The sequence below is a fragment of the Rhizobium sp. SG741 genome, from assembly GCF_012275435.1.
GTDB lineage: Bacteria > Pseudomonadota > Alphaproteobacteria > Rhizobiales > Rhizobiaceae > Rhizobium > Rhizobium lusitanum.
This window is the reverse complement of sequence record NZ_JAAZQP010000011.1, coordinates 79,748-106,065: the sequence shown is the minus strand read 5'-3', so window position 1 is coordinate 106,065 and position 26,318 is coordinate 79,748. Positions and strand designations below refer to the sequence as shown.

The window sequence follows — 26,318 nt, the reverse complement described above, 5'->3', positions numbered from 1 at the left end:
GGCGGGCCGTCCCTTTTCAGGCTGGCGGAGCGGGGAGGTTCCCGCTCCGCTCTGCTGTTACTTGAACTCGACCGGGAAGCCGATCTGCGGAGGGGTAAGATCCTTGCCGAACCAGGTCTTGTAGGACTTGGCGTAGCTATCGAATTCGACGCCCGTCATAGCTTCGTGCAGCGCGGTGTTGACGAAGTTCAGCCAGTCCTGATCGCCCCGCTTGACCGCGCAGGCATAGGTCTGCGGGTTCCAACCGAAGCCGGCATCCTTATAGCGGCCGGGATTCTGCGTCATGTACCAGGCGAGCGACGACTGATCGGTGGCCACCGCATCGGCACGTCCCGATTCCAGCGCTTGATAAATGAGATCGACGGATTCGTACTGATCGACCTTAGCGTCGGGTAGGGCCGCATGGACCATGGACTCTGCATAGACGTTCTGGAGAACCGAAATGGTGATCGAAGAGCCGGCCGCCTTCAACGCGGCATAGTCGCCATATTTGCCGTCAGCCTTGAGCATCAGCCCAACGCCTTCACGATAATAGGGAATAGTGAACGCAACCTGCTGCGCGCGTTCACCAGTAACGGTCATGAACTGGCAGGTAATGTCGACCTTGCCCGTCGTGATGTTCGGGATACGGGCGTCGGACGACTGGTTTACATATTCGATTTTATCGGGATCGCCGAAGAGTGCCTTGGCGATGATGTGGCCCATATCGACGTCGAAGCCCTGAAGCTTGTCGTCCGCGCTCTTGAAGTGCCATGGCGCGTTGGTGCTGCCGGTGCCGAGGACAAGGTGCCCGCGAGCGAGCACTTCGTCGAGTTTGCTGCCGTCGGCGAAGGCAGGCGTGGATGAGAGGAGGGTTGCGGCGACCAGCGACATCACGCCGGCGCGGAAGGAAATAGTCATAGCGTTCCCCTTGGTTAAGCGCTTTTGGATATCCAATATACCGGACATGTGTCTGTTCTCTTGGATGGGCATATCAAGGAGCACGGCTGATGACTTGTCAAGAGTGGCTGATGTTGCCGATCGTTAAGGATGTGAATGTGAGGACGAGTTGGCATCCGTCTTTCCGATGACCTGCTTCGGATCGCGGGCGTCAACGCTTGATCAGGAAGTCCAGAGCTTCGAGGATGTCATGCTTCCGAACCTGACGGCGACGGAGACGAACCCCGCCGTCCGGCAAGCTCGGGCGGTCTCGGATCAGTGTATTTTCAGCAATAAAAAGTGTGAGGCCGGATGATGATCAATCTGTCCGTCGTGATTTGACCCGTCTTTCCGCTTGGCACCGACCCTGCCAGGCGGAGACAGGCCTATGAAGTGCTTCACTATTCTGAAGCAATTGCGGGATCAAAGGTTTGCTCGTTCGGAAAAGCTAAGGTGATGTTACCGTTAAGCGTGCGGCGGCAGGGGAGCACCGGCGAGTTTTGTCTTGATCCAGTCCGAAACGCGATAATAGCGCAGGGTGAGCTTAGGCCCATAGTTCATGTAGAAGGGCGCTGACGTCAGCGGCTCCAGCTTGAGCGAAAGATCCTTCTCGGGCACGCCCCTAGCCCATTCCGCCAGAATGCCGCCAAGCATGCTGCCTGTCGGCACACCGCGGCCGGAAAGACCGGTCAGCGCGACAACGCCGGTTGCCAGGTCATAGAGGCGCGGGACCGTGCGATATTGCATGTCCAACTCGCCGAACCAGAAGTATTCCCAGCGGATCTCCTGTTTGATCTGCGGATGCAGCCACTTCAACCTATCGCTCATGACTTGCCGCGTGTATTCCATGTCGCGGCCACGTCGACCCATTGGAAACATGGAGGCGACGATGCGTCCTTCGGCATTGTATTTGTAAACATAGATATCGCCGCGGCCATCGTGGATGGTGGTGTTTCGCGGCAGGATCGATTGGCGCTCCTCATCGGAAAGCGGTTGGGTAGCGGCGACGAAGACTTTCTGGATTTTGAATGTCTGGTCAAGTTTCGGCCAGCCGCCCACGGTGTAGGCGCCGGTCGCGAAGATCACCTTGTCAGCGATGACCTCGCCCTTGGCCGTACTGATCGCCCATCCGTCGGCCTGGCGCTCGCATCCGGTCACCGGCGAGTTGGTGTGGATGATGCCGCCCTCTTGGATCACCGCCCGCGCGAGACCCCGGGAATAGCCGAGCGGGTTCAGATGCCCCGCCTCCTCATGCAGCCAGCCGCCATGAAAGCGCGGGCTGCCGGTGATAGCCGCCACTTCGTCCTTGTCGAGCGCCCGGGTCCTGGCGCCGACGGCATTGTAGGTCCGCACCTTCTCCTGGATCGTCTTCATCGCGCCGGGGTAGGGAGCGCCCATGACATAGCCGTTCTGCTGCCATTCGCATTGGATCTGATAGCGCCGGATCATGCTGGAAACGCGGTCATTCGCGCGGGTCTGCCGGGCGATCAGCCGCTCGGCCCAGGGCTCGTCCAGCATCGCGCGCAATTCGGGCAGGCTGTAGTGCGTGAAGGTCGGCGTGCAATGCCCGGCATTGCGGCCGGAGCCGCCGAAACCGATTTCTTCCTTTTCGAGAAGCACGACGCTGATGCCGCCGCTGGCAAGCTCCAGCGCCGTCGTCAGTCCGGTATAGCCACCGCCGACGATGCAGACGTCTGCCTTGGTTGTGCCTTCCAACTCTGTGGTTTCGGGAGCCGGCGGTGCCGTCGCGTACCACAATGTCGTCTTGAACGGCGAAAACTTGGCCATAGCGGTTTTCCTCAGTTCAGGTCGCTGCGGGCGTCGAGCGCATCGCGCAAGCCGTCGCCGATAAAATTGAAGCTGGTGACGGCAAGGGTGATGGCAACGCCGGGAACGATCGCCAGCCACGGGGCACTGGCCAGATATTGCTGGGCACCGTTCAGCATGTTGCCCCAGCTTGGCAAGGGCGGCTGGATGCCGTAGCCGAGGAAGCTGACATAGGCCTCAAGCAGAATGGCGCGTGCAACCGTCAGGGTCGCCGCTACGATGATCGGGCCTATTGCGTTCGGCAGCAACTCGCGAAACATGATCCAGCCGTTGGAAAGGCCGAGCATGCGGGCCGCCAGCACAAAGTCGCGTTCGCGCAACGAGCGCACCTCTGCCTCGACGATGCGCGCGACCTCCATCCAGCTCGTCACAGCTATAATGACGGTGATCATGAAAGGGCTCGGCTTGATGAAGGCGGCGAGTGCCAGCAGCAAGAAGATGCTGGGGAATGACAGGAAGGCGTCGACGAAGCGCATCAGAAGCATGCCGAGGCGGCCGCCATAATAGCCGGCGACGACACCGATCGTGGTGCCGATCAAGGTGCTGAGTACCATGGCGAAGAAGCCCACCAGAAGCGAGATGCGGCCCGCCATGAAAAGGCGCACGGCAACGTCGCGCCCGAGCGGATCGGTCCCGAAAATATGGTAGCCGGCCGTAAAGGGTGGCGCGAAGCGATGGCGCAAATCGATGAAAAGCTCGTCATAGGGAAGTAGCGACGGCCCGATCAGGCAGGTAAGGATGATGAGCGTGATCATGGCGACGCCGAGGAGGGCGAGCCTGTGGCGAGCGAAACGGCGCAGCGTGCGGTTCTGCCACCAGCGCGTATGCGCGAATACGGGCGGGGAGAGACTGGTGGGGGAAGAGGAAGACATGGCGTTTCTCCTAACCGAGCCGGACGCGCGGATCGACGAAGGCGACCAGCAGATCCGCGAGCAGATTTCCGATCAGCGCGAAGACTGCCGAGAACATCAAAAGGCCCATGACGACCGGGTAGTCGCTGTAGCCGAGACTATCGAGAAAGAGCCGCCCCATTCCCGGCCAGGTGAAGACGGTTTCGGCCACCAGCGCGCCCCCGAGGATCGTCGGCAATTGCACGCCGGCAAGGGTGATCATCGGCAGCAGAGAATTGCCGACGACATGCCGCATCAACACGCGTCGAGGCGACAGGCCCTTGGCCTTGGCGGTGCGGACGAAATCCTGGTTGATGACATCGAGCGTGGCGGTGCGCATGTAGCGGCTCCACACAGCAATGTTGACAAGGGCAAGCACCAGGCTCGGCATGATCAGGTGGATCGCATAATCACCGAACGAGCCATTGCCGACCGTGTACATGTTGCCGGCCGGCAGCCACTTCAGCTTCAGCGAGAAGATATAGATGGCGACAAGGCCGAACCAGAAGGTCGGGATCGACAGTGCCACCATGGCGCCGATGGTGGCGCTATAGTCGAAGATCGAATAGCGCTTGGTCGCACCCCTGATGCCGATCCAGGTGCCGAGAACGATCGAGATCGCCATCGAGGTGCCCATCAGGAGCAGCGTAGCGAAGAGGTGGCCGAGAATGATCGATAGCACCGGCTGGTTGTCGCGATAGGAATGGCCCCAGTCGCCCATCAGCATGTGCCTCAGCCAGTCGAGATACTGGATGGGCAGGGGACGGTCGAGGCCCATCTGCGCGGCGATCCGGTCGAGAGCCTCCTTGGTCATGCCCGGCGTCAGCGTATATTGGGATAGCGGACCGCCGGGTGCGAGGGTGAGAACGGCAAAGCCGATCATCGATACGAGCAGCAGCAGTATCAGGCTCTGCCAAAGGCGACTGAGGAGATAGCGAAGCATGGCATTCGTCTCCGATGGTGATGAGATGGGAAGCGGCCAGCCCTCCGACCCGCAACGGATCGAAGGGCTGGAACGGGACGGCTAGGCCTTGGCCCAGTACCAAGTGCCGACGTTCCATGTGTCGATGCGCACGTTGACGTTGGGGATGACGTTTTCAACCCCTACCTTGTGCCCGCGCACGGTCGCATATTGGAACAGCGGCAGAAAAGGTAGGTCGTGGCGCATGATCTCCTGGATCTTCTGGTAGACCTTCTTGCGCTCCTCCGGCACGAAGATCTGGCCGCCTTCAGCCAGGAGTTTGTCGACTTCCGGATTGGCATATTGCCAGGAGTTCTGACCGGCTCCGCCTTTGGCGGTGATTGCGGTGGAGCGGAAGTAATCCGACGTGTCGGGATCGGAGCCGGTCTGGAAGTTGATGCCGACGACGACGGAATCGAACTTCGACATTGTCCAATAATCGCCCCACATGACCGCCGGCGGCAGGTTGGAGATGGTGAGCTCCACGCCGATATCCTTGAAGGTCTGCTGCATGAACTGCTGCACCTGCTCACGGATATGGTTGCCGGCGGTGGTGGAGTTGGTGAAGGCGAGCCTGACGCCGTCCTTCACGCGAATGCCGTCGGCACCGGGCTTCCAGCCGGCATCGTCGAGGATCTTCTTGGCCTTGTCGGTGCTGAATTCCTGCTTCGGCAGGTCTGGATTATAGTAGAAGGACTGCTGCGGTATGTAACTTTCGGTCGGCGTCGGCAGGCCATAATAGAGCGCATCGATAATCGTCTGCTTGTCGATCGCGCAATAGAGCGCCTCGCGTACCGCCGGGTCCTTGAACTGGGGGCGCTCCATGTTGAAGCCGACGGATTCGACGGTGGCAGCCGGAACAACGGCGACGGCCTTGCCATCCAGCCCCTTGGCCTCGTCATAGTGATCCGGCGTAATCCATTGGAGGCCAACGACGTCGATATCGCCGGTCTTGAACTGCGTATAAAGCACCGTCAGGTCGGGAATATATTTGTAGACCAGGGTCTCGAGGTAGGGACCCTCCCCGTAATAGTCGGTGTTGGCCGCAAGCGTGATGTGATCGCCGGCGATGCGTTCGACCCATTTGAACGGGCCTGTGCCGATGGGCGCGTTGTTAAAGGGCGCGCTGTTCTTGTCCTTCTCCGCGCCAAGGATATGCTTGGGCACGATGAAGGTGGCGGCGAGGATCGACGGGTAGGGCGCAAACGGCTTTTCCATCCGCCAGGTAATTTCCGTCGGCGAGACGACGGTGAGATCGCGCACCAGCTCGTGACCAGTCTTGCGCCAACTGCGGAAATCCGGATCGACCATGAGTTCGAGAGTGAACTTGACGTCTTCGGCGGTGAACGGAGTGCCGTCATGCCATTTCACGCCGTCGCGGAGTTTGATCTTCCACTTAAGACCGTCGGCCGAGATGCCGCCGTTTTCGACGGTCGGGACTTCGGCTGCAAGCGCGGGAGAGAACTTGCCATCCGGGGTGACGTTGAAGAGCGGATCGAAGACGCTGAAATGGATACCCTCATCGACTTCGATGTGTATCAGGTGCGGATTGAAGACGGTCGGCTCCTGCGAAAAGCCGATGACGAGCTGACCGGTCGGCTTGGCGGGCGGTGCCGCGAAGGCTTCGCCGCGGCCGAGAATATTGGGCATGATCAGCCCGGAAGCGCCGAGCGCCATCATGGTGAGCGCCTGACGGCGGGTGGGTTTCAGGAGGATAGTGTCGTTTGCGTCGGACATGTTGTTCCCCTTTTTGTTGGTAGGACGTTGGCTGTTCTTCTCTCTTATTGTTTTTGCTGTCTTTTATTGGCGAGCAGGTCAGAAACCGCTGATCAGTTCGATCTTCGAACCGTCGTGGAAGCGGGAGAAACGGAAGTTCTTGGGATCGACGATCGGCGGCTTGCCGGTGACGATATCGGCCATCAGTCGCCCGGCGGCCGGACCGATGCCGAAGCCGTGGCCGGAAAAGCCGGTCGCGATATGGAAGCCTGGAATGCTGTCGATCGCGTCGATCACCGGCACGGCATCGGGCGTCACGTCGATATAGCCGGCCCAGCGCTGGGCGATCTCGGCCTTTTCGAAAACCGGGAAGGCTTTCTTGAGATTGGCAAGCGCCGTGTTCGAAAGCTTGGTCGACGGTTTCGGATCGAGAACGCGGCAATATTCGAAGGGGCTTGCCTCATCCATCGCCCAGCGGTCGGGAATGCGGACCTCGTCAAGAAAACGGCCGGAGAGGCGGAAATTCAGCGAGCGCCATTCCTTTTTGAACGCCGGCAAGAACTTGCCGGCATAGCGGAAGGATTTCGGCACGATGTCGACGATGTTCTCGTGACCGGAGGCGATGGTGTAGCCGCCATCCTGGCGCTTTCGCAAAGCAAAGCCGTTGGCCCAGATCGCCTGCTCGGGGCCGCCTTCCAGCGGCTTGGTGCGCAGTACGGAGTTCATCACCTTCAACTGCGGCAGGTCGAGTCCGAACATGCCGGCAAACAGGCTTGACCAGGCGCCGCCGGCGAGAACGACCGCCTTGCAGGCGATCGGGCCGCGCTCGGTGATGACGCCCGAGATTTTGCCGCCGGCCGTCTCGATGCCGCGCACGGCGCATTCAGTGAGGATCGTCGCACCCTTGTCGCGCGCGGCTTCGGCGATTGCCGGCGCTGCGCGTTGTGGTTCCGCCCGGCCGTCTGACGCTGTAAAGAGCGCGCCTTTCAGGTCTAATTGGGAGCCCGGAAAAAGGCTCTTGAATTCAGCGGCGCCAACCATGCGGCTATCGAGCTGATAGCCCTCGAGATTCCGGTTCCATCGCTCATGATCAGCATATTGCTTGTCGTCGGCGCAGGTAAAGACGATGCCCGCTTTCCTGTAGCCAGTGTCGCGGCCGGTGCGTTTGTCGAGCGTGCTCCAGATGCGCAGCGCCTCCGCCATCAGCGGTACCTCGCGCGGGTCACGCCTGGAAATGCGTACCCAGCCCCAGTTGCGGCTCGACTGCTCCTGGCCGATTCCCCCCTTTTCACAAAGCGCGACACGCAGACCGCGCTCAGACAGTTCGAGGGCTGTCGAGGTGCCGATGATGCCGCCGCCGATGACGACGACGTCGACTTCCTTGGGCAATTCCGTATCCCCATGCACGGGGACTACATAGGGGCCGGGCATACTCAGTAAGACTCCTCTAGCTGGCAGTTGATCGCAAACTCCGCGACGCTTGCTTCGTTCGGCAGCTCGATCAGCATGGAAACGATGCGGGCGAGATCCTGAGGGCTCGTCATCTCGCTATCGGCCCTGCCGCTGATGCCGCGCGCCATGTCGGTTGCGACAAAACCTGGGCATATGGCCGTCGCGCGGATGCCGAGATCGAATCCTGCGTGGCGAAGCGCATGGGCGAGAGCCACAGCTGCGAATTTTGATACGGCATAAAGCCCGGATTTAGCGCTTTTGACCCGCTTGCCGGAAAGCGAACCAATGATAATGACGCGACCTCGGCCGCTTTCGGACAAAGCAGCCCAGGTGGCTTTTGCCAGACGCTGCGGGGCTTTGACATTGACCTCAAACAGCTGATCCATGTCGTTGTCATCAGCCTCGATGACGGTCTTGGGGATCATGATGCCGGCATTGGCAACGACTGCGTCGATGCGTCCGAAGGCATCGATTGCCGCATCGTTCCAGCGTATCCCGGCCTGCGCATCAAACGCGTCATAGGCAAAGATATGGACGCGAGCAGGGTCGGCCCAGGCCGGCATTTCCGGCTGCCGCATGCCGAGCGAAAGGCGCCAACCGCGGGCGGCCAATTCTTGCGCCAGGGCAGCACCGATGCCGCGGCTGGCACCCGATATCAAGGCGACGCGGTCTTCACTCACAGCCTTCTCCAATACTCGGTTCGTCATGATCGCTCCAAGATACGCCGATAGGTCCGGCGCAAGATGTCGAGGACCAGGTCGTGCTCTTCATCGGTCATCTCCGAAAAGAATTCGCGGGACTGCAGCGTCACCAGCCTGCGCACATGCTCTGCAAGCTGGGCACCTTTGTCGGTGATGTAGAGGGCTTGAGCGCGGCTATCCTCCGGTGCGATTTGTCGCCGCAGGAGCCCATGTCCCTCCATCTGATCGACAAGCCGCCCCATGGCCGAACGGTCCTTGAAAATCACCTGGGCGATCGTGGAAGGGCGGATGCCGGGATTTCCATCGACAAGAAAGAGCGTGGTGATCTTGCCCGTACCCTGGGCGACATCGAGACCTTCGAGCTTCTCGTCGAGATCGCGGGACACCGCGATGTTGATGCTGCGGATGTAAAAGCTCAGCGTATCCTCGAGCACATCGATGTCGATGTCCTTAACAGAGGTAGGGCCATTCTTGGTCGGTGTCGTCATGGCACGGGGCTCGCGATGGCAGCAGAAATCCACGCCCGCAATCCGTCAAGAAAGGGGATATCGCTGAGATGAACGACAATGGATCGTTTGAATTTTCAACGATATGAAACGTCGGATAGTGGACAAATGCAACTATTTTTTTCGACGTCGGTACAAATTTTAATCGCGGAAAGTCATTGCCTATTTCATAAGCTTGGTGCGCCGTGAAAAAGGCAACATGATCAGAAACATCCCGTTTTACATCCGCAGCAGTAGAGTCCCGGACAAGCGATCCCCTTTAAGCACTTGCTTCCCAGTCACCGCCGGGAATAGCTGCGACGAGGCGTTGCGTATAGGCGTGAGCTGGCGCCTGGAAAATCTGTGATGGTGGTCCATATTCGACGATCTCACCCTTGTACATCACCGCCACCTCGTCGCAGATCTGGCTTGCGACGCGCAGGTCATGGGTAATGAAGACCATCGCCACTTTGGTATCCTGCTGAATCTCGGCAAGAAGCTGAAGGATCTGCGCCTGAATGGAGACGTCGAGCGCGGACACGGCCTCGTCGGCTACGAGCAGCACTGGGTCGAACATCAACGCCCGCGCGATACCGATGCGCTGTCGTTGGCCTCCGGAAAATTCGTGCGGAAAGCGATCATAGGCGCCCTCGTCGAGGCCGACGCGTTTGAGCAGCCGCAACGCCTTGGCCCTGGCCTCCTGCATCGACATCGCGTGTGCCATCGGCCCGACCGTCAAAATTCGGCCGATCGTATGGCGGGGGTTGAGCGATGCAAACGGATCCTGAAAGATCATCTGGATATAGGGTCGCATCGGCCTGAACGCCTGATCAGACATGGTCGCGATATCGCGACCATCAAACAGAATCTTGCCGCCGTCCGAGTTCATCAGCTTCAGGAGCACGCGGCCGAGCGAAGACTTGCCCGAGCCCGATTCACCGACGACTCCGAGCGTGCGGCCCTTACGAATGGAGAAGCTGACATCGTTCACCGCATGGACAACCCGCGCTTTGGAGAAAAAGCCGCCACCGCTTCGATAGGTCTTGTTGAGGTTTTGCACCTCCAGCACGACAGGCGTGTCGGTGGCCCCCTCCCGATCCCTACCGGTCATTCGAGGAACGGCGGCGATCAGCCTTTGTGTATAGGGATGGGTCGGCTCCGTCAGGATCTGCAATGCGGGCCCCTGCTCGACCATACGACCCTTTTCCATGACGATAACCCGGTCGGCAATTTCAGCGACGACGCCGAAGTCGTGGGTGATGAACATGACGCTCATGTTCTTGCGCCGCTGAATCTTGCGAATGAGATCGAGAATCTGCGCCTGCGTCGTGACATCGAGCGCCGTGGTCGGTTCGTCGGCGATCAGGATATCGGGATCAAGCGCCAGCGCCATGGCGATCATCACCCGTTGGCGCTGGCCGCCAGACAGGCGGAAAGGATATTGATGCTGCAGCATGACAGGGTCGGGCAATCCAACCTCGGACAACAACTCCTGTACCTTTTCCTGCCGGCTCGAAGGGGTGCCGACCTTATGGGTCTCAAGGACCTCCAGGATCTGATCGCCGATCGTCATCAAGGGGTTCAGCGCCGAAAGCGGATCCTGGAAGATAATGGAGACAGCCCGACCGCGCAGCCCCTGAAGTCTTTTCGGATCAGCGCTCAAAAGGTCAATGCCCTGGAATCGGATGCTGCCGCTCGTGACCCGGATAACCGGCGCCAGCAGGCCCATGATGGCGTTCGCCGTTACCGATTTGCCGGAACCGGATTCACCGATAATGCAGAGAATGTCGCCCCTGTGCAGATCAAAGGAGATATCCTCGACCGCATAGGCGCGCTCCATGTTCTTGGGAAGGCTCACAGTCAGTCCACGCACCGAGAGAACCGGATCGCTGAAGGCAGCGACATTCTGGATATGGGATGGGGTCATGGAAACCTTCCTTGCTCTGAACCAGGGACAACACGCCGTCTCAGCGAGAACTCGTGATTGACAGAAGCAAGAAGGATGCCGGCATTACCGGACATGACGCAAGCAGAGAAATTCCTTGAGCGAATATTCAATTTCACGACGTTTGTGGCTTTTCGCAATCGTCCTTTGACGTTCAGGCGCTATCGACATTTCCTAGTGCTTGCTGGCTTGTAGGATTGGGAAAAGCCCGCCGACCATCTCGGCGTGCAATACGGGTCTCTTCAAGTGGGTGTTGCTGAAGAGCCCGGGGATGTCACTCCGTCGGACAGGTCAATTCACAAAGGTGCGGGGCACAAGGCGCCGATGCTGGTCAAATATCTCAACATCATTGAACAGGACCACCGGTTTATCAAGAAGCTGAGCCGCCCGATGAGAGGCTTCAAATCTTTCTAGTCTGCGTCAGCAACCCTGGATGGCATCGCTGTGGCGCGTATGACCCGCAGTCACCAATTTCCAACCAGTGGCCAATCGGCATTTCAGCAATTCGCTGCACAATTGCGTCCGGCGATAGCTGTTTCTGCGGCCTAAAAAAGTTTGCGACAGCCAGCCCTAATCACGAGAAATTTGCCATTTGACGATTGGGCGAAAACACTGAGGTCCGAGCGCCTGGCGCTCCGCACGACCTCATCATCCACCAGGTCAACATCCTCGAGATGGAACGGCGAAAGCTATCGTCTCGCTCAAAGCCGCGCCAGAAAGGCAGGCTAAGATCCTTTGGGAAATCACTACGCGCGCAAGACGCCCCCGGCTCGGGCTACGCCCTCCCGGCCGTCTCATACGCGCGTAAAGCGTGGCCGACTTTTACTCCGCCGCGTGGCAGGGTTTTGCTCCGCCCTTGACACGCCTCTGAAAGATTTTTGCGTTCCGCGGGGTTGCTATCCGGGCGAAGGGCCTTCAGTAGGTCCTCCTTGAAGAATTGATGCGTAAGACCGGGCTGCGTTTCTTGCAAAAGGTTCAGTGACTGAAGTGACTTTACCGCACTGACCGATCCGCCGATCGCGCGGATGCATTGAATTCTTCAATCCCGATACTGCGCAGTTGTTCATATTCGGGAGCGCCGGGAAACAGCTTCGCCAATGTTACGAGGCCGCCCAGCAAGAATGCTCGATCAGCATCTCCTAGGCCCGCTCTTACGACCATTGCACCTAGCAAAGCCTGCTGACGCCGTTGAGCCGTTTGCTCAGCCGACATGCGGATGTTCCTTAGCCGTTCCAGACCTATGATCCGCCGGTTGAGACGTTTCAGAGGTGGTGAGAGAGGTCTCTTTTGTCTGCCTGCGAAATCGAGCGGCAATCTCGTTAAAGAGTGCGTCGATCTGCGTGTCGGTAATCTCCATCTCGGCCACGCCCGACTTTGTTGCCGCACGTGCAAATCGTTCGGCAGACTTAACTATCAATAATCTTTTACGTTCCATCAGCGCCTGAATTTGAGTGTCGAGATCTAGAGCCGTTGATTTTGAAGCCATATTATCCATATCCCCGTGTCGGTGAAGCTAGGTAGATGCCATTATACTGACTAGTAAGAGTTAGTAAAATAGATTATTTTGATCCGATAGAACCCGTCAGGCGAAACAAATGCCTCGCGTTGGCGGTTCAGGGAGCGATTTGACGGATGCATACTGAACTAGACGGAGAAACGACTATTGCCGATCATGTTTGTTAGGGCACAACTGATCAGTCGAGGCGCTGGACGTTGCGTGATTGCCGCCGCCGCCTATCGCCATCGTAGCCGGATGATCGATAAACAGACCGGCATAGCCTACCGTTCTCGGGGCGATACCGCGGAACTGGTGCATGAAGAATTGGCGCTTCCTGCGGACGTGCCGACCTGGCTAAGCAACGCGATCGAGGGCCGATCCGTGGCCGGCGCCAGCGAGATCCTTTGGAATGCGGTTGAAGAGTTTGAGACGAGAGTGGATGCCCAGCTGGCGCGCGAGTTGATCATCGCACTGCCGGAGGAACTCACACACGAGGAGAACGTGACTCTGATGCGCGAATTCGTGCGCGATCAAGTGACAGCGCGCGGCATGGTCGCCGACTGGGTTTATCACGATAAGCCGGGGAACCCGCACGTCCATCTGCTAATGACCTTGCGGCCTCTGGCGGAAAATGGATTCGGGTTGAAGAAGGTGGCGGTCATCGACGATGACGGTCAGCCGGTGCGCATGCCGGCGTTGGATGCCTCGAAGAAGGGCAAGCAGGTCTATCTGAGATGGGCCGGAGACAAGGAAACGATGAGGCAGTGGAAGTTCGCCTGGGCCGAAATGGCGAGCCGGCATTTGGCGCTCGCCGGCCATGATGTTCGTCTCGATGGCCGCTCTTATGAGGAGCAAGGGATCGGCGGACTTACGCGGCACCATCTCAGTCCGGCTAAGGCAGCGTCGCAGCGACAGGGCGCACAGATGTTGTTCGCACCCGCCGAACTTGCGCGGCGGCAGGCCATGGCCGACCGGTTGTTGAGGAATCCCGAGCTGTTGCTGACCCAGCTTTCCAACCAATATTCCACCTTCGATGAACGCGACATCGCCAGAGCGCTCAACCGCTACATCGACGATCCCGCAGCCTTCGCAAATATCCGCACTAAGCTGATGATGTCGGATGAACTGGTGCTCTTGAAGCCGCATCAGGCATATTGGGAGAGTGACGCGTCAACAGAACCTGCAGTCTATACAACGCGCCAGACGTTGCGCACCGAATGGGAGATGGTAAAATCTGTAGAGGTATTGGTAAGAAGCGGCGGCTTCGCGATTGGCGCGCAACGGGTACGTGCCGCAATCGAACGACTTGAACACCGTGATCCCAATCTGTTGTTCCGGTTGGATGCTGAGCAAGTGGATGCGGTATATCATGTTACCGGAGACAGCGGGATTGCGGTCGTCGTCGGCCTTGCCGGTGCCGGCAAGTCAACACTGTTGGAGGCTGCCCGTCTTGCTTGGGAAGGTGATGGTCGGCAGGTGGTCGGGGCAGCGCTTTCGGGCAAGGCGGCCGAAGGTCTGGCGGTGAGCTCCGGCATCCAGTCACGCACACTGGCTTCTTGGGAGCTTGCCTGGAGCAAGGGCCGTGATCTGCTTGGGCCCGGCGACGTGCTCGTCATCGATGAGGCCGGCATGGTGTCATCGCGTCAGATGGCGCGGATGTTAAGGGCGGGAGAGCAGGCAGGAGCCAAGGTGATACTGGTCGGCGATGCCATGCAGTTGCAGCCGATCGGGGCAGGGGCCGCCTTCCGCGCCGTCGCCGAGCGCATCGGCTTCGCTGAACTGTCCGATGTGCGTCGGCAGCAACAGCAATGGGCCCGCGCTGCATCGAGGCAATTTGCCGAAGGCGCGGTGGAACAAGCGCTCGATGCCTACGCCGCCCAGGGTCATATCATCGAGACGCAAAGCCGCGACGAGGCGATCGACAGGATCGTCGCCGATTGGTCGCAGGCAAGGAAGGAGCGTCCGGACGACCGCAAAATTGATCGCAAACAGAGCCCTACTCGGGACCAGACGGAAGCTATTCTTGATAGCCGCGCTTATCCAGATCCTCATCTAAGGGGCGACCAACTCTTAGTGCTTGCCCATACGAATGAGAGCGTGAAGCGCCTAAATGAGGCATTGCGTTCGGTGATAAAGGAGGAGGGGTTTTTGAACCATCCACGCTCATTTCGGACCGAACGAGGCATGCGTGAGTTCGCCGCTGGCGACCGTATCATCTTCCTGGAAAATGCTCGCATACCCGATCCTGGCCGAATAAAGCCGACGATGCAGCCGGTCAAGAATGGCATGCTAGGCACGGTTATGTCGACGACGGATCGGTTTGGCGCTACGCTATTCACGGTACGCCTCGACAATGGCCATATGGTCGTATTCGGCGAACGTCATTATCGTAACATCGATCACGGCTATGCGGTGACAATCCATAAATCGCAAGGAGCGACGGTCGAGCGCAGTTTCGTGCTGGCGAGCGGCATGATGGACCGCCATTTGACCTATGTGGCGATGACCCGTCATCGTCATCGCGCCGACCTCTACGCAGCACGAGAGGATTTCGCGCCGCGGCGGCGATGGGACGGAAAGACACGCGTCGCCCATAGCGCCGGCGTGACCGGCGAACTTATCGAGACTGGTCAAGCAAAGTTCCGCGAGGGAAACGAGGTTGATCCGACGCCCTATGCCGATCTCAGGACGGACGACGGCAAGCGACATCGAATGTGGGGCGTCAGTCTACCGGCAGCCCTTGCGCAAGCCAACATCAACATTGGTGATAGCGTTACGTTGCGAAAAGACGGAATGGAGCCCGTCACGGTCAAAGTGCCCGTTATCGATGAACAGACGGGCGCGAAGCGCTACGAGGAGCGGCGGGTCGAGCGCAATGTCTGGACGGCAATTCGGGTAGAGTCAGCTGGGGAGAGACAGTCACGGATTGAAATGCAGAGTCATCGCCCGAAACTGTTCAACGAGCTCGTCGAACGCCTTTCGCGCTCGGGCGCCAAGTCGACGACACTCGACTATGAGGCGGAAGACGGCTACCGGCGATACGCAAGGGATTTCGCCCGCCAGCGCGGGATCGTCTGGCTGGCGGACAAGGTCGGTGCCATCGAGGATGCCGTCCACAGACAATTGGCCTGGTTCGCGGAAAAGAGGGAGCAGCTTGCTGCTCTCTGGGAACGGGCGGGCAATGCGCTATCGTCCGCTATCGAGAAGGATCGGCGTGTAATCTATGGCGACGCAAGGCACGTTTTGCGAGATATCGACTCGGAGGATGGTGTAGTCAGCGCGTTAGCACGCAGGGAGCTGGGACATTCGTCGACCGTTGCCACCGCAGCAATGCAGCGAACCTTGCGTTCAACTGATGCCGCCGCTCCACCAATACTTCCCGCGGTGACCGAGTTCAGGACGTCGATCGAGGAGGAGGCGCGCGATCGGACACTGGCTGAACCTCACTATCATCAGGCGCGAAAGGCCTTGACGCAGGCCGCGGAGCGCATATGGCGTGATCCGGCAGGCGCGGTGCAGATGATCGAAGATCTCGTCGTCAGAGGTGTCGCACCCGGTCGGATTGCCGCTGCCGTGGACAGCGATCCCGCCGCTTACGGAGCGTTGCGTGGCTCGGGCAGGATGTTGGATCGGTTGTTGGCTGCCGGGCGCGAGCGCAGGCAGGCGAGCGAGGCCGTTGCAAACGCCGCGACGCGCCTCTCCTCATTGGCTTCGACCTATGCGTCCTCGTTCGAGACGGAGCGTCAAGCCGTCGAAAACCAGCGTCGGCGCATGGGCATCGCCATTCCAAGCCTGTCGCAAGTAGCCCAACGCGAACTGACGCGAATTATGGCAATGGTGAAGCAGAACAGACAGTTATCGGCGGAGATGATCGCCGGGCTCGATCCGAAAATCCGGGATGAATTTGCCACGGTTAGCACTGCGCTTGATGCTCGCTTCGGACGCGGCGCCGTCTTGCGCAACGACAACGATCTAGTCAGCCTAGTGCCTCCTGAAATGCGAAAGACATTCGGCGCAGTGCGAGATAACTTTAAAATCCTACAACAGATCGCTCGTCTCGATGAAAACCAGAGGATTATTTCAGAGCGCAAGGCGCGGGTTGCGGGTCAAACGCGGACCATGGAAAGATAGACCTGGGGCAACGGGTAACCATGCCTTAACATCGAGTCCGAGGAAAGAATACTCATGGTGCCAACCGATAACCACGAGCAAAGTGGAGTCTTCGATGGGGATCTAAAAGCCAGCCTCGCCCACTGTTTTGAGCGCATATAGGACTTGGACTGCCAACGCCGCCCATTTTGATCAATGCTCGGTTATCCGCTCGACGCTGGTTGATCAAGACGCCGGTTCAAAGGCCGGTATGATCGCCGCTGTTGAGACGGACCAGAAGGAGGAGACGCTCGCCGCGGAGACCGGCCAGCTCGAAGAGCCAAAGGCGTCACTGGCGGTCACCACGAGCGATGGAGGGAAGACGGTTAGTACCTCTGTCGCTGACAATGTTCAGAAGGCGGGAGATGCTCACGGCAAGCCGACGAACTGGGACGATCAGCACTCCGATCGATGGCACCATCCGGTCGGCCTCGATCAACAAGCCTATATTCCGAACAGCGACATCGGCTTCGTGTCGGTCGGGCAACCGGCCGTGGTCAAGATCGAGGCGTTCCCGTTCACGCGCTATGGCGTGATCCATGGTCGCGTGACGGCTGTCGCCACCGACGCCATTCCGGAGCCGGATGCCAACCAGCTCGCGGGCGATCCGACCAAGCTGCCACAGGCAACCGTGCCAACGACGAATGTGCAGCGGGTTCAGAACCTCGTCTTCCCCGTTACCATCAAGCTCGACAGCAGCGTCATGAACGTTGACGGCAATTCGGTAACGCTGTCTCCCGGCATGGCCGCGACGGCAGAGATCAAGACCGGTAGACGAGGGATCCTCGAATATCTGTTCTCGCCGATCGTCGAAGTCACGTCGTAGGCCATGCAGGGACGGTGAATCGAATCCACTCACTAGCGAATCCAATTGTTCCAGCGTTGAAGCAACATTGCATTGTTGGCGTTGATCCAGTCCGCATCCGGCACGACAATGTAATCGTGAACATCCTCAGCGCTTGGCATGGTCTTTCTAACCTCCTCAGGGATCAGTGCAGCCGCCTCGATGCTGGGAGGAGTGCAGGACAGAATAGTGCAGGCCTGTGCCTGAGCTTCGGGAGAGTTTAGCCAGAAGGCAATCAGTTTCAGTGCATTGTCGTGATGGGGCGCACCTTTGATCAGTGCGATGCGATCGCCAACCAGAAAGGATGCCTTATAGGACCAGCCAATGGGCAGACCCTCAGTTTGCATCGCCTTTGCTCGCGTTAACCAGATCTGGCCGAGTGAACAATCGCCATTGCGGAAACCTTGCACGCTCTGATCGCCAGTCTTCCACCAGATCGAGACAGCTGGGCGGATTTGATCAAGCCTCTTCAACGCACGATCGACATCGAGAGGAAACAACTTGTCTCGCGGTACGCCATCGGATAGAAGGGCAGCTGCCATCACCCGCCAGGGATCGTCAAAGTTGGGAAACGCACGCCCACCCGGAAATTTCTTCGTATCCCACATATCCGCCCATGTTTCCGGCAGGGGATCGCCGACCTTGCCAACCCGATAGGCCAGCAGAGTGGCCGTCGACTGAAGAAGAGCGCCGCCGGCCACACAGGCGTGAGGTCCAAGATCCTTACGGTCGATAAATTGGCGGCAGAACTCGGTGAGATCCTCCGTGACCTCACGATGTGCCTTTGAGGCTGCCTGTATCTCGCCGTCAAGGTATAGATCCCAGGTGACGTTGCCTGTCTTTACCATTGCATTGGCTTTGGCGCGCATTTCAGCATTGGTGGCGACAACCGTCACAACCTCGATGCCTGTGGCCTTGGTGAATGGGTCGAACCACGCCTCCTTAAGGGCCCGGTCATACGCCCCACCGGTTGAGGCGATGATGACTTGTCCTGCAGCTGTCGCCGATTGTGGAGGAGCAAGTAGCCCCAGGAGGCCGGCAGCAGCATAGGCCAATCGCCGGAGTTGGAATTTACGTGTCGGGCAGCTTTCAGATGACATGGAATGTTCTCTTTGTGTGTGTTTTGAATTTGTTGGCTTCGGCGTCATTGACCGGCTTTGCGGGCGGTCAGCAGGTGTGTCGTTCCCATTAGAAGCAAGGAGACGGCGACGAAAACAGCAGACGCAGCGGCAATCACCGGCGTCAGATTGAAATCGATGTCTTCGAACATCTTACGCCCGATTGATTTTCCGCCGGTGTCCGAGATGAAAAAGGCGACAGTCGCCTCGTCGAATGATGCAAGGAAGGCGAAGACGGAGGCAGATGCGATGCCGGGCGCAATATTGGGCAGCACAACTCGAAAGAATGTCTGCAGCCGGTTTGCGCCACAGCTCAACCCCGCAAGCTCCAACGTCGGATCGAGGCGCTGGAGCGATGCCGTAACCGTAATAACGACATAGGGGATGGCAAGCACGGTATGTGCGATCAGAAAACCGATAAAGCTTCCAGTAAGCTGCAACGGTGAGAAGACCAGATATAGGGCAACGCCGAAGACGACATGCGGAACGATCATTGGCCCAACCGACAGGACCTGAAGCGCGCTTTTGAAGGGAAGATCCCCCCGGACGATGGCAAGCGACGCCATGGTTCCTATGATGGTGGCGCTTGCAGTTGTCGCAATTGCGATCTTGATACTAAACCATGTCGCCGCCATCCAGTCCGGATCACTGAAATAGACCTGATACCAGTGCCAGGTCAGTCCCTGCGGCGGGAACTGAATGTAATCGGTTTGGCTTAGCGACATCGGGATGATGAGCAGCGTCGGCAGAATGAGAAAGAACAGGATGCTTCCGACGAGCACGCCAGCACCGATGAGCGCTGCTGCCCTGCCAAGGGGATGCAAAGCCGCGAGCCTGAGCCTGCCGGTCGCAGCGAAAAGTGGTGGCAAGGTGGAAGATTGATCAATGAACACTGCTGAATCCTTTGCTGAAGGAAAGCGCCTTGCGAAATACGACGATGAAGACGATCGTCATGGCGAGAAGAACCGTCGACAGGGCGGCGGCAAATGGCCAGTCGAGTAGAACAGTGGTCTGCTGGCCGATCAGGTTCGCCATCAGCATCGAACCCGGGCCTCCGACCAGAGCCGGCGTGATGTAAAAGCCCAGCGCAAGAACGAAACACATGGTTGCGCCGGCAAAGACACCTGGGAGGCTGAGAGGCAAGGTCACGAAGAGGAAGGTCCGGATCGCCCCGGCTCCAAGATTGCGTGCCGCTCGGGCATAGTCCTGTGGGAGCATTTGCAAGGTGGAAAAGATTGGGACAATGACGAAGGGCAGGAGCACATGCGTCATCGCCAGCACGACGGCACCTTGCGTGTAGAGAAGCTTGAGCGGACCATCCGTCAGGTTTGTCGCGACGAGTAATGAATTGACGATGCCGTGACGCTGAAGCAGCACGATCCAGGCATATGAGCGGATGAGAACCGAGGTCCATAACGGAATGAAGACGCATGCCGCAATGACCAAGGCCAGCCTCCCTTTGAGGCGGGCCATGGCAAGGGCGACGGGGTAGCCTATGAAAACGCAACTAACGGTGACAGCAGTGGCGATTCCCACGGTATTCGCAAGAACGGCCGCGTAGAGAGGATCATCCAGAAGGCGCCCGTAATTGGCGAATAGGCCTCCGATAAAGCTGAGGGTGATTAACTTGGTCAAAGGATAAAGGAAGCCGATCGCATAGATCGCCAGAAGCGGCAAGACAAGTAGCCAGGAAGAGATGGCTGCATAGTGTCGTGCAGAACCGGGCCGCATCCACGTGGCCGGCCGTAACTGGTTTGTCGCGGTCGAAGGGGAAGCTGGCAAGGTCATGCGGCAAATCCTTCCTTGATCGGGAAGGTTTGCACCCTCGCTTCATCGATCAGGAGATTGACACTGCTTCCTTGTTCGAAGGCCGTCGCTTGTCCGGCGGGCAACTGCACCCGCAGGACAACGCTGGGCAATCTTGTGAGGCGGACAAGCAGGATGTTGGTCGAGCCGAAGAAGACAGATGCCTCTACGATTCCGGCACCCGTACTGTCGCGATTTTGACCTGATGGTGCCAGACTTATATGCTCGGGCCTGATGGCAAGATGAAGCGGCGAACCCTTTACCAAATGGATGGCACTGCCATCCGAAACGGTTGGAGCCCTCAACAGGACGTCTTCCGCTACCTGAAATACATGTTTGCCGCTCTCGGTCCCGACATAAGTACCGGGCACGAAGTTCATCACGCCTATGAAGTCAGCGACGAAGGCGTTGGCAGGTTTGCCGTAAAGCTCGGTAGGCGTTCCTATCTGCTGCAATTCGCCTTGCCGCATGACCGCAACTCGATCGGACATCGCCAGAGCTTCATCCTGATCGTGTGTGACATAGACAACGGTCGCGCCGAGTCGCTGCTGTATGCGTTTGAGCTCGAATTGCATCGCCTCGCGCAGCTTCTTGTCGAGTGCGCCAAGTGGCTCGTCCATGAGAATGACCGGCGGATCGAAGACCAGCGCTCGGGCAACTGCAACCCGCTGCTGTTGCCCGCCTGATAGTTGGTTCGGATAGCGATCCCGGTATTCGGACAGTTGAACGAGTTGAAGTATCTCCTCCAGTCGCGATTTAAGCGGCGCTCCCGAAAGCGCGCGGCGCATCTTCAGCGGAAACGCAATGTTCTGTCCTACCGTCAGATGCGGAAACAACGCATATTTCTGAAAGACCATGCCGATATCACGACGGTTGGGTGGCAGAGGCGTGACGTCTTTGTCGCCAATGCGGATCGTCCCCGCGGTCGGCATCTCGAAGCCGGCAATCATTGTCAGCAGCGATGTCTTGCCGGATCCAGACGGACCGACGATCGAGACGAACTCGCCCGGTTCGATCTCCAGATTTGTGCATCTGACAGCCCAGATGTCTGCATAGCGTTTTTGGAGTTCCGAAAGGATCAATCTTCGGCCAATCAAATCATTACCCTCCTTCTGTTGAGTGAGAATTCCCCATTTTTTTCGCGCTGCCTTAGCCATCCGCGAACGGTGCTAGCCTCTTTTTGGCAGCCCTGCAGATCGCTTGAATGCAGAATTCATTGAACCAGCAACCCGGTGACAGTCACAAAGCGGGCTGCTAAAGCTATTTTGATGTGACAATCGCTTTGCGAAAACTTCACATAATCTTTTTGTTGCATCAAAATATTGGCCTGTCAACAGCGGGAACGGAAAATGATATTAGAACTGGGAGAAGGTGCGGGTTTGGATAGGCAGGCTAGCGGGTTGGGGGATACCGCATATCGGGAAATGAAGGAGCGCTTGATCCGAGGTGTCTATGAGCCCGGCTACAAGATGACGGTACGCGCCGTTGCTGAGGAGCTGGGGATCAGTTCGACGCCTGCTCGCGATGCCATCAATCGCCTGATCGGTGACGGCGCACTGGTTTACGCCGGTCCCAAGACGGTGATTGTTCCTGTTCTTAGGGAGTCGGATTTAAAGGAGATAACCTCGATCAGACTTGCTCTGGAGGGTCTTGCGGCCGAGCGGGCAGCTTTGCATGGGAATAGTCAAGATATTGATAAATTACGACAAATTCAGGATGAAATCAATTCGGCTCTGGAGGTGGGTGACTACACGGCAGCGCTTCGGCACAACAAGGAATTTCATTTCTCGGTCTATCGCATGGCAGACCTTCCTTATCTAGTCTCAATGATCGAAGGGCTCTGGCTGCGCATCGGTCCGTCGCTCTACAACCTCTATCCGGAGTTTGCTGAAGAGAAGTACGGCGTGCGCAATCATGAGATGGCAATGGAGGCACTCGCTGAGCGTGATGGCGCCGCTTTGAGGGCCGCCTTTGAGAACGATATCCGCGATGGCTATCGCAGCCTGCGGCGCGCGGCGAGGAGAAATTTGCGCTCCTGATGCCAAAATTTTGATGCATTGACTTGACGGCGAGTAATTTTGTTGCAACAAAAATATAAAGGCGGTGCAAAGACACGCGTCTGAACTTGCAACAGAAAGCCTCCTATCATGTTTACGGACAAAGCTCAGGGACGAGGCTGGTCGGCTATTCGAGCCCGATCAGCTCATCTCTTTCGCCGGGGAAAAGGCGTTTTTCCGGCTGGTGTTACACGCTCCACGATCGAGAGGGATCCCATCCCGATTTACGTCGCCAAAGGCGAGGGAGCCTATGTCTGGGATGCGGACGGCAACCGTCTGCTCGACCTCAACAACAACTTTACGACATTGATCCATGGCCACGGTTTCGCGCCCGTCACGGAGGCCGTCGAAAAAGTCTTGAAAATGGGCACATGTTTCGCCAATCCCACGGAATATGAGATCGCGCTAGGCGAACTACTGGTCTCGCGCCTACCGGCGATGGAACAGGTGCGTTTCGTCAATAGTGGTACCGAAGCCGTCATGTTTGCCATCAAGGCTGCGCGGGCCTTCACCCGACGATCAGCAATTGTCCGCTTTGCGGGTTCCTATCATGGCGCCTATGACTGGGCCGAGGCCGGTCAGGGTGGCGTGATCGTAGACGACGCTTCCGGAAGAAATTTGCCTAAGCTCGGTTATCCCGGCGCGCCGCAATCGATCGCCGACAATGTCCTTGTTCTGAATTTCAACGATGTTGCCAGTCTAGAGCATTCAATCGCGCCGAGAGCAAACGACGTCGCTGCCATTCTCATCGATCCGATGCCGAGCAGGGCAGGCCTGCTGCATCCGGCGCCGGACTTCATCGCTACAGTATCTGCCGTCGCCCGCAAGTACGGCATTCTTGTTATTGCCGATGAAGTTCTCAATCTAAGGCAGGGTTTTGCCGGTGCTTCGGCCCGCTATGGTCTTGAACCGGATCTGATCACAGTCGGCAAGATCATCGGAGGCGGCTTTCCAGTGGGCGCCATTGGTGGCCGCGCGGACGTCATGGCTGTGTTCGGTAGTGACGATGAGGCGCCGCTGCTTTCACAAGGCGGTACGTTTTCGGCGAATCCCGTGTCCATGGTTGCCGGAAAGGCTGCAATGGAGGCCATGACGCTCGAAGCCTTCGACCGTCTAGAGCGATTGGGGGATGGTTTGCGCAAGGGGTTGGCGGATGTAGTCCTGAAACGGAGCGCCCCGTTTTCAGTTTCCGGAGCGGCGTCTTTGTTTCGCATCCATCCGAGGAGGATCGCGCCGACGAGTTTCCATATGGCGACCATGACATCGGAGGAGAATGACGTCATGCGGGCGCTCTCGCGACATTTCCTGGCATGCGGGATTTTGCTGCCGTTCGGCGCCGCGGCATGCCTGTCGACACCGATGTCTGACGCCGATGTCGAAAGCATTGTCGCAGCATTTGATGACTTTCTGGAAAAGAACAGCAGAACGGATTGGGAGGGACGGTAATGAAAGAAACCTCAATGATGGGTACGGTCGCCGATCGGATCGCAGAAGCGCTCGGACGTCATGGTGTTGAAATGATTTTCGCCCAGAGCCTGCCGTCCGCGCTCATCCTTGCCGCCGAGGCGCGCGGCATTCGCCAGATTGCCTATCGGCAGGAAAACATGGGGGGAGCCATGGCGGATGGCTATGCCCGTAGCTCCGGAAAAGTCGGGGTTGTTGCCGCCCAGAATGGCCCGGCCGCGACCCTCCTTGTGCCACCGTTTGCCGAGTGCCTGAAGGCGAGCATTCCGGTTGTAGCAATGGTCCAGGATGTTGAGCGTGACCAGACGGACAGGAACGCTTTCCAGGATTTTGATCAGATAGCCCTGTTCCAATCCTGCACCAAATGGGTCCGGCGCGTCACAGTTGCTGAACGGGTCGACGACTACGTCGATGCGGCGTTCACTGCCGCCACCTCCGGTCGCCCCGGTCCAGTAGCCTTACTGTTGCCGGCTGACCTCTTACGTTCGCCCGCGCCCGTCGCCGGAGCACCCCGCATCAGCAATCTCGGACGATGGCCGCTTGATCGAACCCGACCATCGGATCACGATCTGCAAACAGCCGCCGAACGGATCGCCAATGCCCGATCGCCCGTCGTTCTTGCCGGCGGCGGTATCCATTGTGCTGGGGCAGCTGAAGAACTGGCACGTTTGCAGGATGAGGCAGGCCTGCCTATCTTCACGACCAATATGGGGAAGGGCGCTGTCAGCGAATTCCATCCACTGTCTGCCGGTGTCCTGGGCTCCCTGGTCGGCCCGCGATCCCTTGGCTTCTACAGCCATGAGCTTATGTCTGAAGCCGATCTGGTCGTCCTCATCGGGACTCGCACCAATCAGAACGGCACTGACAATTGGCGACAGATACCGGCCAAGGCAAGTGTGATCCATATCGACATAGATCCAACGGAGGTAGGCCGAAATTATGAGGCTCTCCGACTTGTCGGCGACGCGAGGGAAACATTGGCGGCGTTGCGCCGGTCGCTTGAAAGCTGCGACCTCGCGCTCAGACGAAACTTGCGCGCGCCTCTCGAAGAGCGGATTGCTTCATTCTGGCGACATTTCGATGAAGCGCGCCATACTCAGTATGCCTCGGTCGATTCTCCCATTCGTCCGGAGCGGGCCATGGCTGAACTGCAGCCCTGGCTGCAGCGCGATATCGCAATCGTCGCGGACGCCAGCTATTCCTCCATGTGGATTCTTGGGCAGTTGAGGGCGCCACAGGCGGGCATGCGTTTCATCACACCGCGAGGCCTAGCCGGACTTGGATGGGGTTTTCCGCTTGCGCTCGGCGCTAAGGCTGCCGAGCCGAAGCGTCCAGTGGTCGCGGTCGTCGGCGACGGCGGTTTTGCCCATAGCTGGGCCGAGCTCGAAACGATGATGCGGATGCGTTTGCCGGTGATCATCATCGTGCTCAACAATGGCATTCTGGGTTTTCAGCGCGATGCCGAGACTGTGAAGTTCGGCCAATATACCTCCGCGTGCCATTTCGCCGAAGTCGATCACGCCGCGCTTGCGAAAGCCTGCGGATGCCCTTCGATCCGCATCAACGATCCCGCAGCACTCGCAGCAGCTCTGAAACGTGGCATCGAAGGAAACGAACCGCTGCTCATCGAAGTGATGACGGATCCAGAGGCACATCCACCCCTGTCACTGTTTGCTGAGATGGATCGTGCAGCATGACCTCGGCTTCTCGGCAAAGGCTTGCTGTCGTGACCGGCGGCAGCTCGGGAATCGGCTTGGCAACCGCTGCAAGCCTGCTCGCGCATGGCTACAAAGTGGCTATTTTCGGGCAGCGCCGGGACCATGTTGCAGCTGCAGAGCAAATGCTTTCGGCGCGGTTCGGCGCTGAGAATGTCTTTGCTCGGACGGTGAACTTGGCCAAGCCAATACAGATACAACGGTTCTTCCATGCGCTGGAGCGCAAGTGGACCACGGCGGATATCCTCATAAGCAACGCGGGTATATCCCCAAAGGGCGAAAACGGTGCAACACCATTCCTACAGATCACCACCAACGAGTGGCACTCGGTTCTCGCGGTCAACCTGACTGGCGCAATGCGGTGTTGCCAGGCCGTCCTGCCGCACATGATCGACCGTGATTTCGGGCGCATCGTGTTCATCAGTTCGATTGCTGGCCGCACGATTCCACAGATCTCGGGTGCAGCTTACGCCGCGTCGAAGTCAGCGCTTGCCGGGTTGGCTCGCTCGCTAGTGGCTGCCTCTGCCGGTCACCGCATTACCATCAATCTTGTCGCTCCCGGCAGGATTGCGACGCAAATGGCAGGGGCACCAGACGGTGAGACCAACAGGGCTGCGCTTGCTCGCATTCCACTCGGACGGATCGGGACACCGGAGGATGTTGCAGCCGCCATCTGCTTTCTCGTCTCGGAAGAGGCGGGGTTCATCAATGGTGCCGTGCTGGATGTGAATGGCGGTGAGTTTGCTCCGCTATAATACAAGCCGGAGGAGGA

At 58.4% G+C, this 26,318-nt stretch carries 21 protein-coding genes and 1 pseudogene; 7 read left to right on the top strand and 15 right to left on the bottom strand.

Annotation, left to right across the window (positions count from 1 at the left end; translation table 11 throughout):
• Positions 1-57: 57 nt before the first annotated feature.
• The 9 genes from FHT29_RS25085 to FHT29_RS25045 all read right to left on the bottom strand — a co-directional run bounded on the left by FHT29_RS25085 (position 58) and on the right by FHT29_RS25045 (position 10,877).
• Positions 58-900, bottom strand: coding sequence for a transporter substrate-binding domain-containing protein (locus tag FHT29_RS25085; protein ID WP_113084755.1), 843 nt, complete (start codon positions 898-900; stop codon positions 58-60).
• A gap of 483 nt (positions 901-1,383) precedes the next feature.
• Positions 1,384-2,706: an FAD-binding oxidoreductase gene (locus FHT29_RS25080; RefSeq protein ID WP_168596004.1), complete on the bottom strand. Its 1,323-nt coding sequence runs from the start codon at positions 2,704-2,706 to the stop codon at positions 1,384-1,386.
• 11 nt (positions 2,707-2,717) lie between these two features.
• On the bottom strand, positions 2,718-3,617 hold the full coding sequence (locus tag FHT29_RS25075; protein ID WP_047640572.1) for an ABC transporter permease: 900 nt from the start codon (positions 3,615-3,617) through the stop codon (positions 2,718-2,720).
• Positions 3,618-3,627: 10 nt separating this feature from the next.
• Entirely contained in the window at positions 3,628-4,578 is a 951-nt protein-coding gene (locus tag FHT29_RS25070; protein WP_047555684.1) for an ABC transporter permease, read from the bottom strand.
• An 81-nt stretch (positions 4,579-4,659) separates the two neighbouring features.
• Positions 4,660-6,333, bottom strand: a complete 1,674-nt coding sequence (locus FHT29_RS25065) for a peptide ABC transporter substrate-binding protein (protein ID WP_047555686.1) — start codon at positions 6,331-6,333, stop codon at positions 4,660-4,662.
• 78 nt (positions 6,334-6,411) lie between these two features.
• Positions 6,412-7,743, bottom strand: a complete 1,332-nt coding sequence (locus tag FHT29_RS25060; RefSeq protein WP_092575320.1) for an FAD-binding oxidoreductase — start codon at positions 7,741-7,743, stop codon at positions 6,412-6,414.
• A 2-nt stretch (positions 7,744-7,745) separates the two neighbouring features.
• On the bottom strand, positions 7,746-8,471 hold the full coding sequence (locus tag FHT29_RS25055; protein WP_186453528.1) for an SDR family NAD(P)-dependent oxidoreductase: 726 nt from the start codon (positions 8,469-8,471) through the stop codon (positions 7,746-7,748).
• A complete protein-coding gene (locus FHT29_RS25050) occupies positions 8,468-8,953 on the bottom strand; it encodes a MarR family transcriptional regulator (protein ID WP_092575326.1) in 486 nt (161 codons plus the stop codon). Before FHT29_RS25050 ends, FHT29_RS25055 begins: the two co-directional genes overlap by 4 nt.
• Before the next feature lie 277 nt (positions 8,954-9,230).
• The gene (locus FHT29_RS25045) at positions 9,231-10,877 is read right to left on the bottom strand and encodes an ABC transporter ATP-binding protein (RefSeq protein ID WP_051963207.1); all 1,647 of its coding nucleotides are present in this window, start codon (positions 10,875-10,877) and stop codon (positions 9,231-9,233) included.
• 348 nt (positions 10,878-11,225) lie between these two features.
• On the opposite strand from FHT29_RS25045, the pseudogene FHT29_RS25040 reads away from it, so the two are divergent.
• Positions 11,226-11,444 (top strand): annotated as a pseudogene (locus tag FHT29_RS25040) (DDE-type integrase/transposase/recombinase); the annotation flags it as partial.
• A gap of 444 nt (positions 11,445-11,888) precedes the next feature.
• Here FHT29_RS25040 and FHT29_RS25035 read toward each other — a convergent pair.
• Both FHT29_RS25035 and FHT29_RS25030 read right to left on the bottom strand, forming a co-directional pair.
• Entirely contained in the window at positions 11,889-12,107 is a 219-nt protein-coding gene (locus FHT29_RS25035; RefSeq protein ID WP_037191065.1) for a conjugal transfer protein TraD, read from the bottom strand.
• Positions 12,097-12,381 (bottom strand): TraC family protein, encoded by a 285-nt coding sequence (locus FHT29_RS25030; protein WP_168600284.1) that lies wholly within the window; start codon positions 12,379-12,381, stop codon positions 12,097-12,099. The genes FHT29_RS25035 and FHT29_RS25030 overlap by 11 nt, the downstream gene beginning before the upstream one ends.
• Before the next feature lie 177 nt (positions 12,382-12,558).
• Between FHT29_RS25030 and traA the strand changes: the two genes are divergently transcribed.
• Both traA and FHT29_RS25020 read left to right on the top strand, forming a co-directional pair.
• The gene (traA, locus tag FHT29_RS25025) at positions 12,559-16,524 is read left to right on the top strand and encodes a Ti-type conjugative transfer relaxase TraA (RefSeq protein ID WP_113108956.1); all 3,966 of its coding nucleotides are present in this window, start codon (positions 12,559-12,561) and stop codon (positions 16,522-16,524) included.
• A 229-nt stretch (positions 16,525-16,753) separates the two neighbouring features.
• The gene (locus FHT29_RS25020) at positions 16,754-17,368 is read left to right on the top strand and encodes an HlyD family secretion protein (RefSeq protein ID WP_113108957.1); all 615 of its coding nucleotides are present in this window, start codon (positions 16,754-16,756) and stop codon (positions 17,366-17,368) included.
• 32 nt (positions 17,369-17,400) lie between these two features.
• On the opposite strand, the gene FHT29_RS25015 is transcribed toward FHT29_RS25020, so the two are convergent.
• Genes FHT29_RS25015 through FHT29_RS25000 form a run of 4 tightly spaced genes read right to left on the bottom strand, consistent with a single transcriptional unit; the run spans position 17,401 to position 21,407 of the window.
• On the bottom strand, positions 17,401-18,486 hold the full coding sequence (locus FHT29_RS25015; protein ID WP_168600283.1) for an extracellular solute-binding protein: 1,086 nt from the start codon (positions 18,484-18,486) through the stop codon (positions 17,401-17,403).
• A 44-nt stretch (positions 18,487-18,530) separates the two neighbouring features.
• Positions 18,531-19,328 carry an ABC transporter permease gene (locus tag FHT29_RS25010; RefSeq protein ID WP_246703115.1) on the bottom strand — a complete coding sequence of 266 codons (798 nt, stop codon included), beginning with the start codon at positions 19,326-19,328 and terminating at the stop codon, positions 18,531-18,533.
• Between the two features lie 58 nt (positions 19,329-19,386).
• Complete coding sequence (locus tag FHT29_RS25005; protein ID WP_092575341.1) at positions 19,387-20,292, bottom strand: ABC transporter permease; 906 nt, start codon at positions 20,290-20,292, stop codon at positions 19,387-19,389.
• On the bottom strand, positions 20,289-21,407 hold the full coding sequence (locus FHT29_RS25000; RefSeq protein ID WP_168600282.1) for an ABC transporter ATP-binding protein: 1,119 nt from the start codon (positions 21,405-21,407) through the stop codon (positions 20,289-20,291). The genes FHT29_RS25005 and FHT29_RS25000 overlap by 4 nt, the downstream gene beginning before the upstream one ends.
• Before the next feature lie 252 nt (positions 21,408-21,659).
• Here FHT29_RS25000 and FHT29_RS24995 point away from each other — a divergent pair, with 252 nt between their 5' ends.
• The 4 genes from FHT29_RS24995 to fabG all read left to right on the top strand — a co-directional run bounded on the left by FHT29_RS24995 (position 21,660) and on the right by fabG (position 26,301).
• Positions 21,660-22,349 carry a GntR family transcriptional regulator gene (locus FHT29_RS24995; RefSeq protein WP_168600281.1) on the top strand — a complete coding sequence of 230 codons (690 nt, stop codon included), beginning with the start codon at positions 21,660-21,662 and terminating at the stop codon, positions 22,347-22,349.
• A gap of 108 nt (positions 22,350-22,457) precedes the next feature.
• Positions 22,458-23,813 carry an aspartate aminotransferase family protein gene (locus FHT29_RS24990; protein WP_168600280.1) on the top strand — a complete coding sequence of 452 codons (1,356 nt, stop codon included), beginning with the start codon at positions 22,458-22,460 and terminating at the stop codon, positions 23,811-23,813.
• On the top strand, positions 23,813-25,528 hold the full coding sequence (locus FHT29_RS24985; RefSeq protein ID WP_168600279.1) for an acetolactate synthase catalytic subunit: 1,716 nt from the start codon (positions 23,813-23,815) through the stop codon (positions 25,526-25,528). The genes FHT29_RS24990 and FHT29_RS24985 overlap by 1 nt, the downstream gene beginning before the upstream one ends.
• Positions 25,525-26,301 (top strand): 3-oxoacyl-ACP reductase FabG, encoded by a 777-nt coding sequence (gene fabG / locus FHT29_RS24980; protein WP_168600278.1) that lies wholly within the window; start codon positions 25,525-25,527, stop codon positions 26,299-26,301. The genes FHT29_RS24985 and fabG overlap by 4 nt, the downstream gene beginning before the upstream one ends.
• Positions 26,302-26,318: the final 17 nt, after the last annotated feature.

What these genes read in the sequence shown, in the direction of transcription:
- FHT29_RS25060 (WP_092575320.1), bottom strand. Translation starts at nt 7,743, where the DNA reads ATGCCCGGCCCCTATGTAGTCCCCGTGCATGGGGATACGGAATTGCCC.
- FHT29_RS25045 (WP_051963207.1), bottom strand. Translation starts at nt 10,877, where the DNA reads ATGACCCCATCCCATATCCAGAATGTCGCTGCCTTCAGCGATCCGGTT.
- FHT29_RS25035 (WP_037191065.1), bottom strand. Translation starts at nt 12,107, where the DNA reads ATGTCGGCTGAGCAAACGGCTCAACGGCGTCAGCAGGCTTTGCTAGGT.
- FHT29_RS25015 (WP_168600283.1), bottom strand. Translation starts at nt 18,486, where the DNA reads ATGTCATCTGAAAGCTGCCCGACACGTAAATTCCAACTCCGGCGATTG.
- FHT29_RS25085 (WP_113084755.1), bottom strand. Translation starts at nt 900, where the DNA reads ATGACTATTTCCTTCCGCGCCGGCGTGATGTCGCTGGTCGCCGCAACC.
- FHT29_RS24995 (WP_168600281.1), top strand. Translation starts at nt 21,660, where the DNA reads ATGATATTAGAACTGGGAGAAGGTGCGGGTTTGGATAGGCAGGCTAGC.
- FHT29_RS25065 (WP_047555686.1), bottom strand. Translation starts at nt 6,333, where the DNA reads ATGTCCGACGCAAACGACACTATCCTCCTGAAACCCACCCGCCGTCAG.
- FHT29_RS25050 (WP_092575326.1), bottom strand. Translation starts at nt 8,953, where the DNA reads ATGACGACACCGACCAAGAATGGCCCTACCTCTGTTAAGGACATCGAC.
- FHT29_RS25020 (WP_113108957.1), top strand. Translation starts at nt 16,754, where the DNA reads ATGATCGCCGCTGTTGAGACGGACCAGAAGGAGGAGACGCTCGCCGCG.
- fabG (WP_168600278.1), top strand. Translation starts at nt 25,525, where the DNA reads ATGACCTCGGCTTCTCGGCAAAGGCTTGCTGTCGTGACCGGCGGCAGC.
- FHT29_RS25030 (WP_168600284.1), bottom strand. Translation starts at nt 12,381, where the DNA reads ATGGCTTCAAAATCAACGGCTCTAGATCTCGACACTCAAATTCAGGCG.
- FHT29_RS25005 (WP_092575341.1), bottom strand. Translation starts at nt 20,292, where the DNA reads ATGACCTTGCCAGCTTCCCCTTCGACCGCGACAAACCAGTTACGGCCG.
- FHT29_RS24985 (WP_168600279.1), top strand. Translation starts at nt 23,813, where the DNA reads ATGAAAGAAACCTCAATGATGGGTACGGTCGCCGATCGGATCGCAGAA.
- FHT29_RS25070 (WP_047555684.1), bottom strand. Translation starts at nt 4,578, where the DNA reads ATGCTTCGCTATCTCCTCAGTCGCCTTTGGCAGAGCCTGATACTGCTG.
- FHT29_RS25080 (WP_168596004.1), bottom strand. Translation starts at nt 2,706, where the DNA reads ATGGCCAAGTTTTCGCCGTTCAAGACGACATTGTGGTACGCGACGGCA.
- FHT29_RS25075 (WP_047640572.1), bottom strand. Translation starts at nt 3,617, where the DNA reads ATGTCTTCCTCTTCCCCCACCAGTCTCTCCCCGCCCGTATTCGCGCAT.
- FHT29_RS24990 (WP_168600280.1), top strand. Translation starts at nt 22,458, where the DNA reads ATGTTTACGGACAAAGCTCAGGGACGAGGCTGGTCGGCTATTCGAGCC.
- FHT29_RS25055 (WP_186453528.1), bottom strand. Translation starts at nt 8,471, where the DNA reads ATGACGAACCGAGTATTGGAGAAGGCTGTGAGTGAAGACCGCGTCGCC.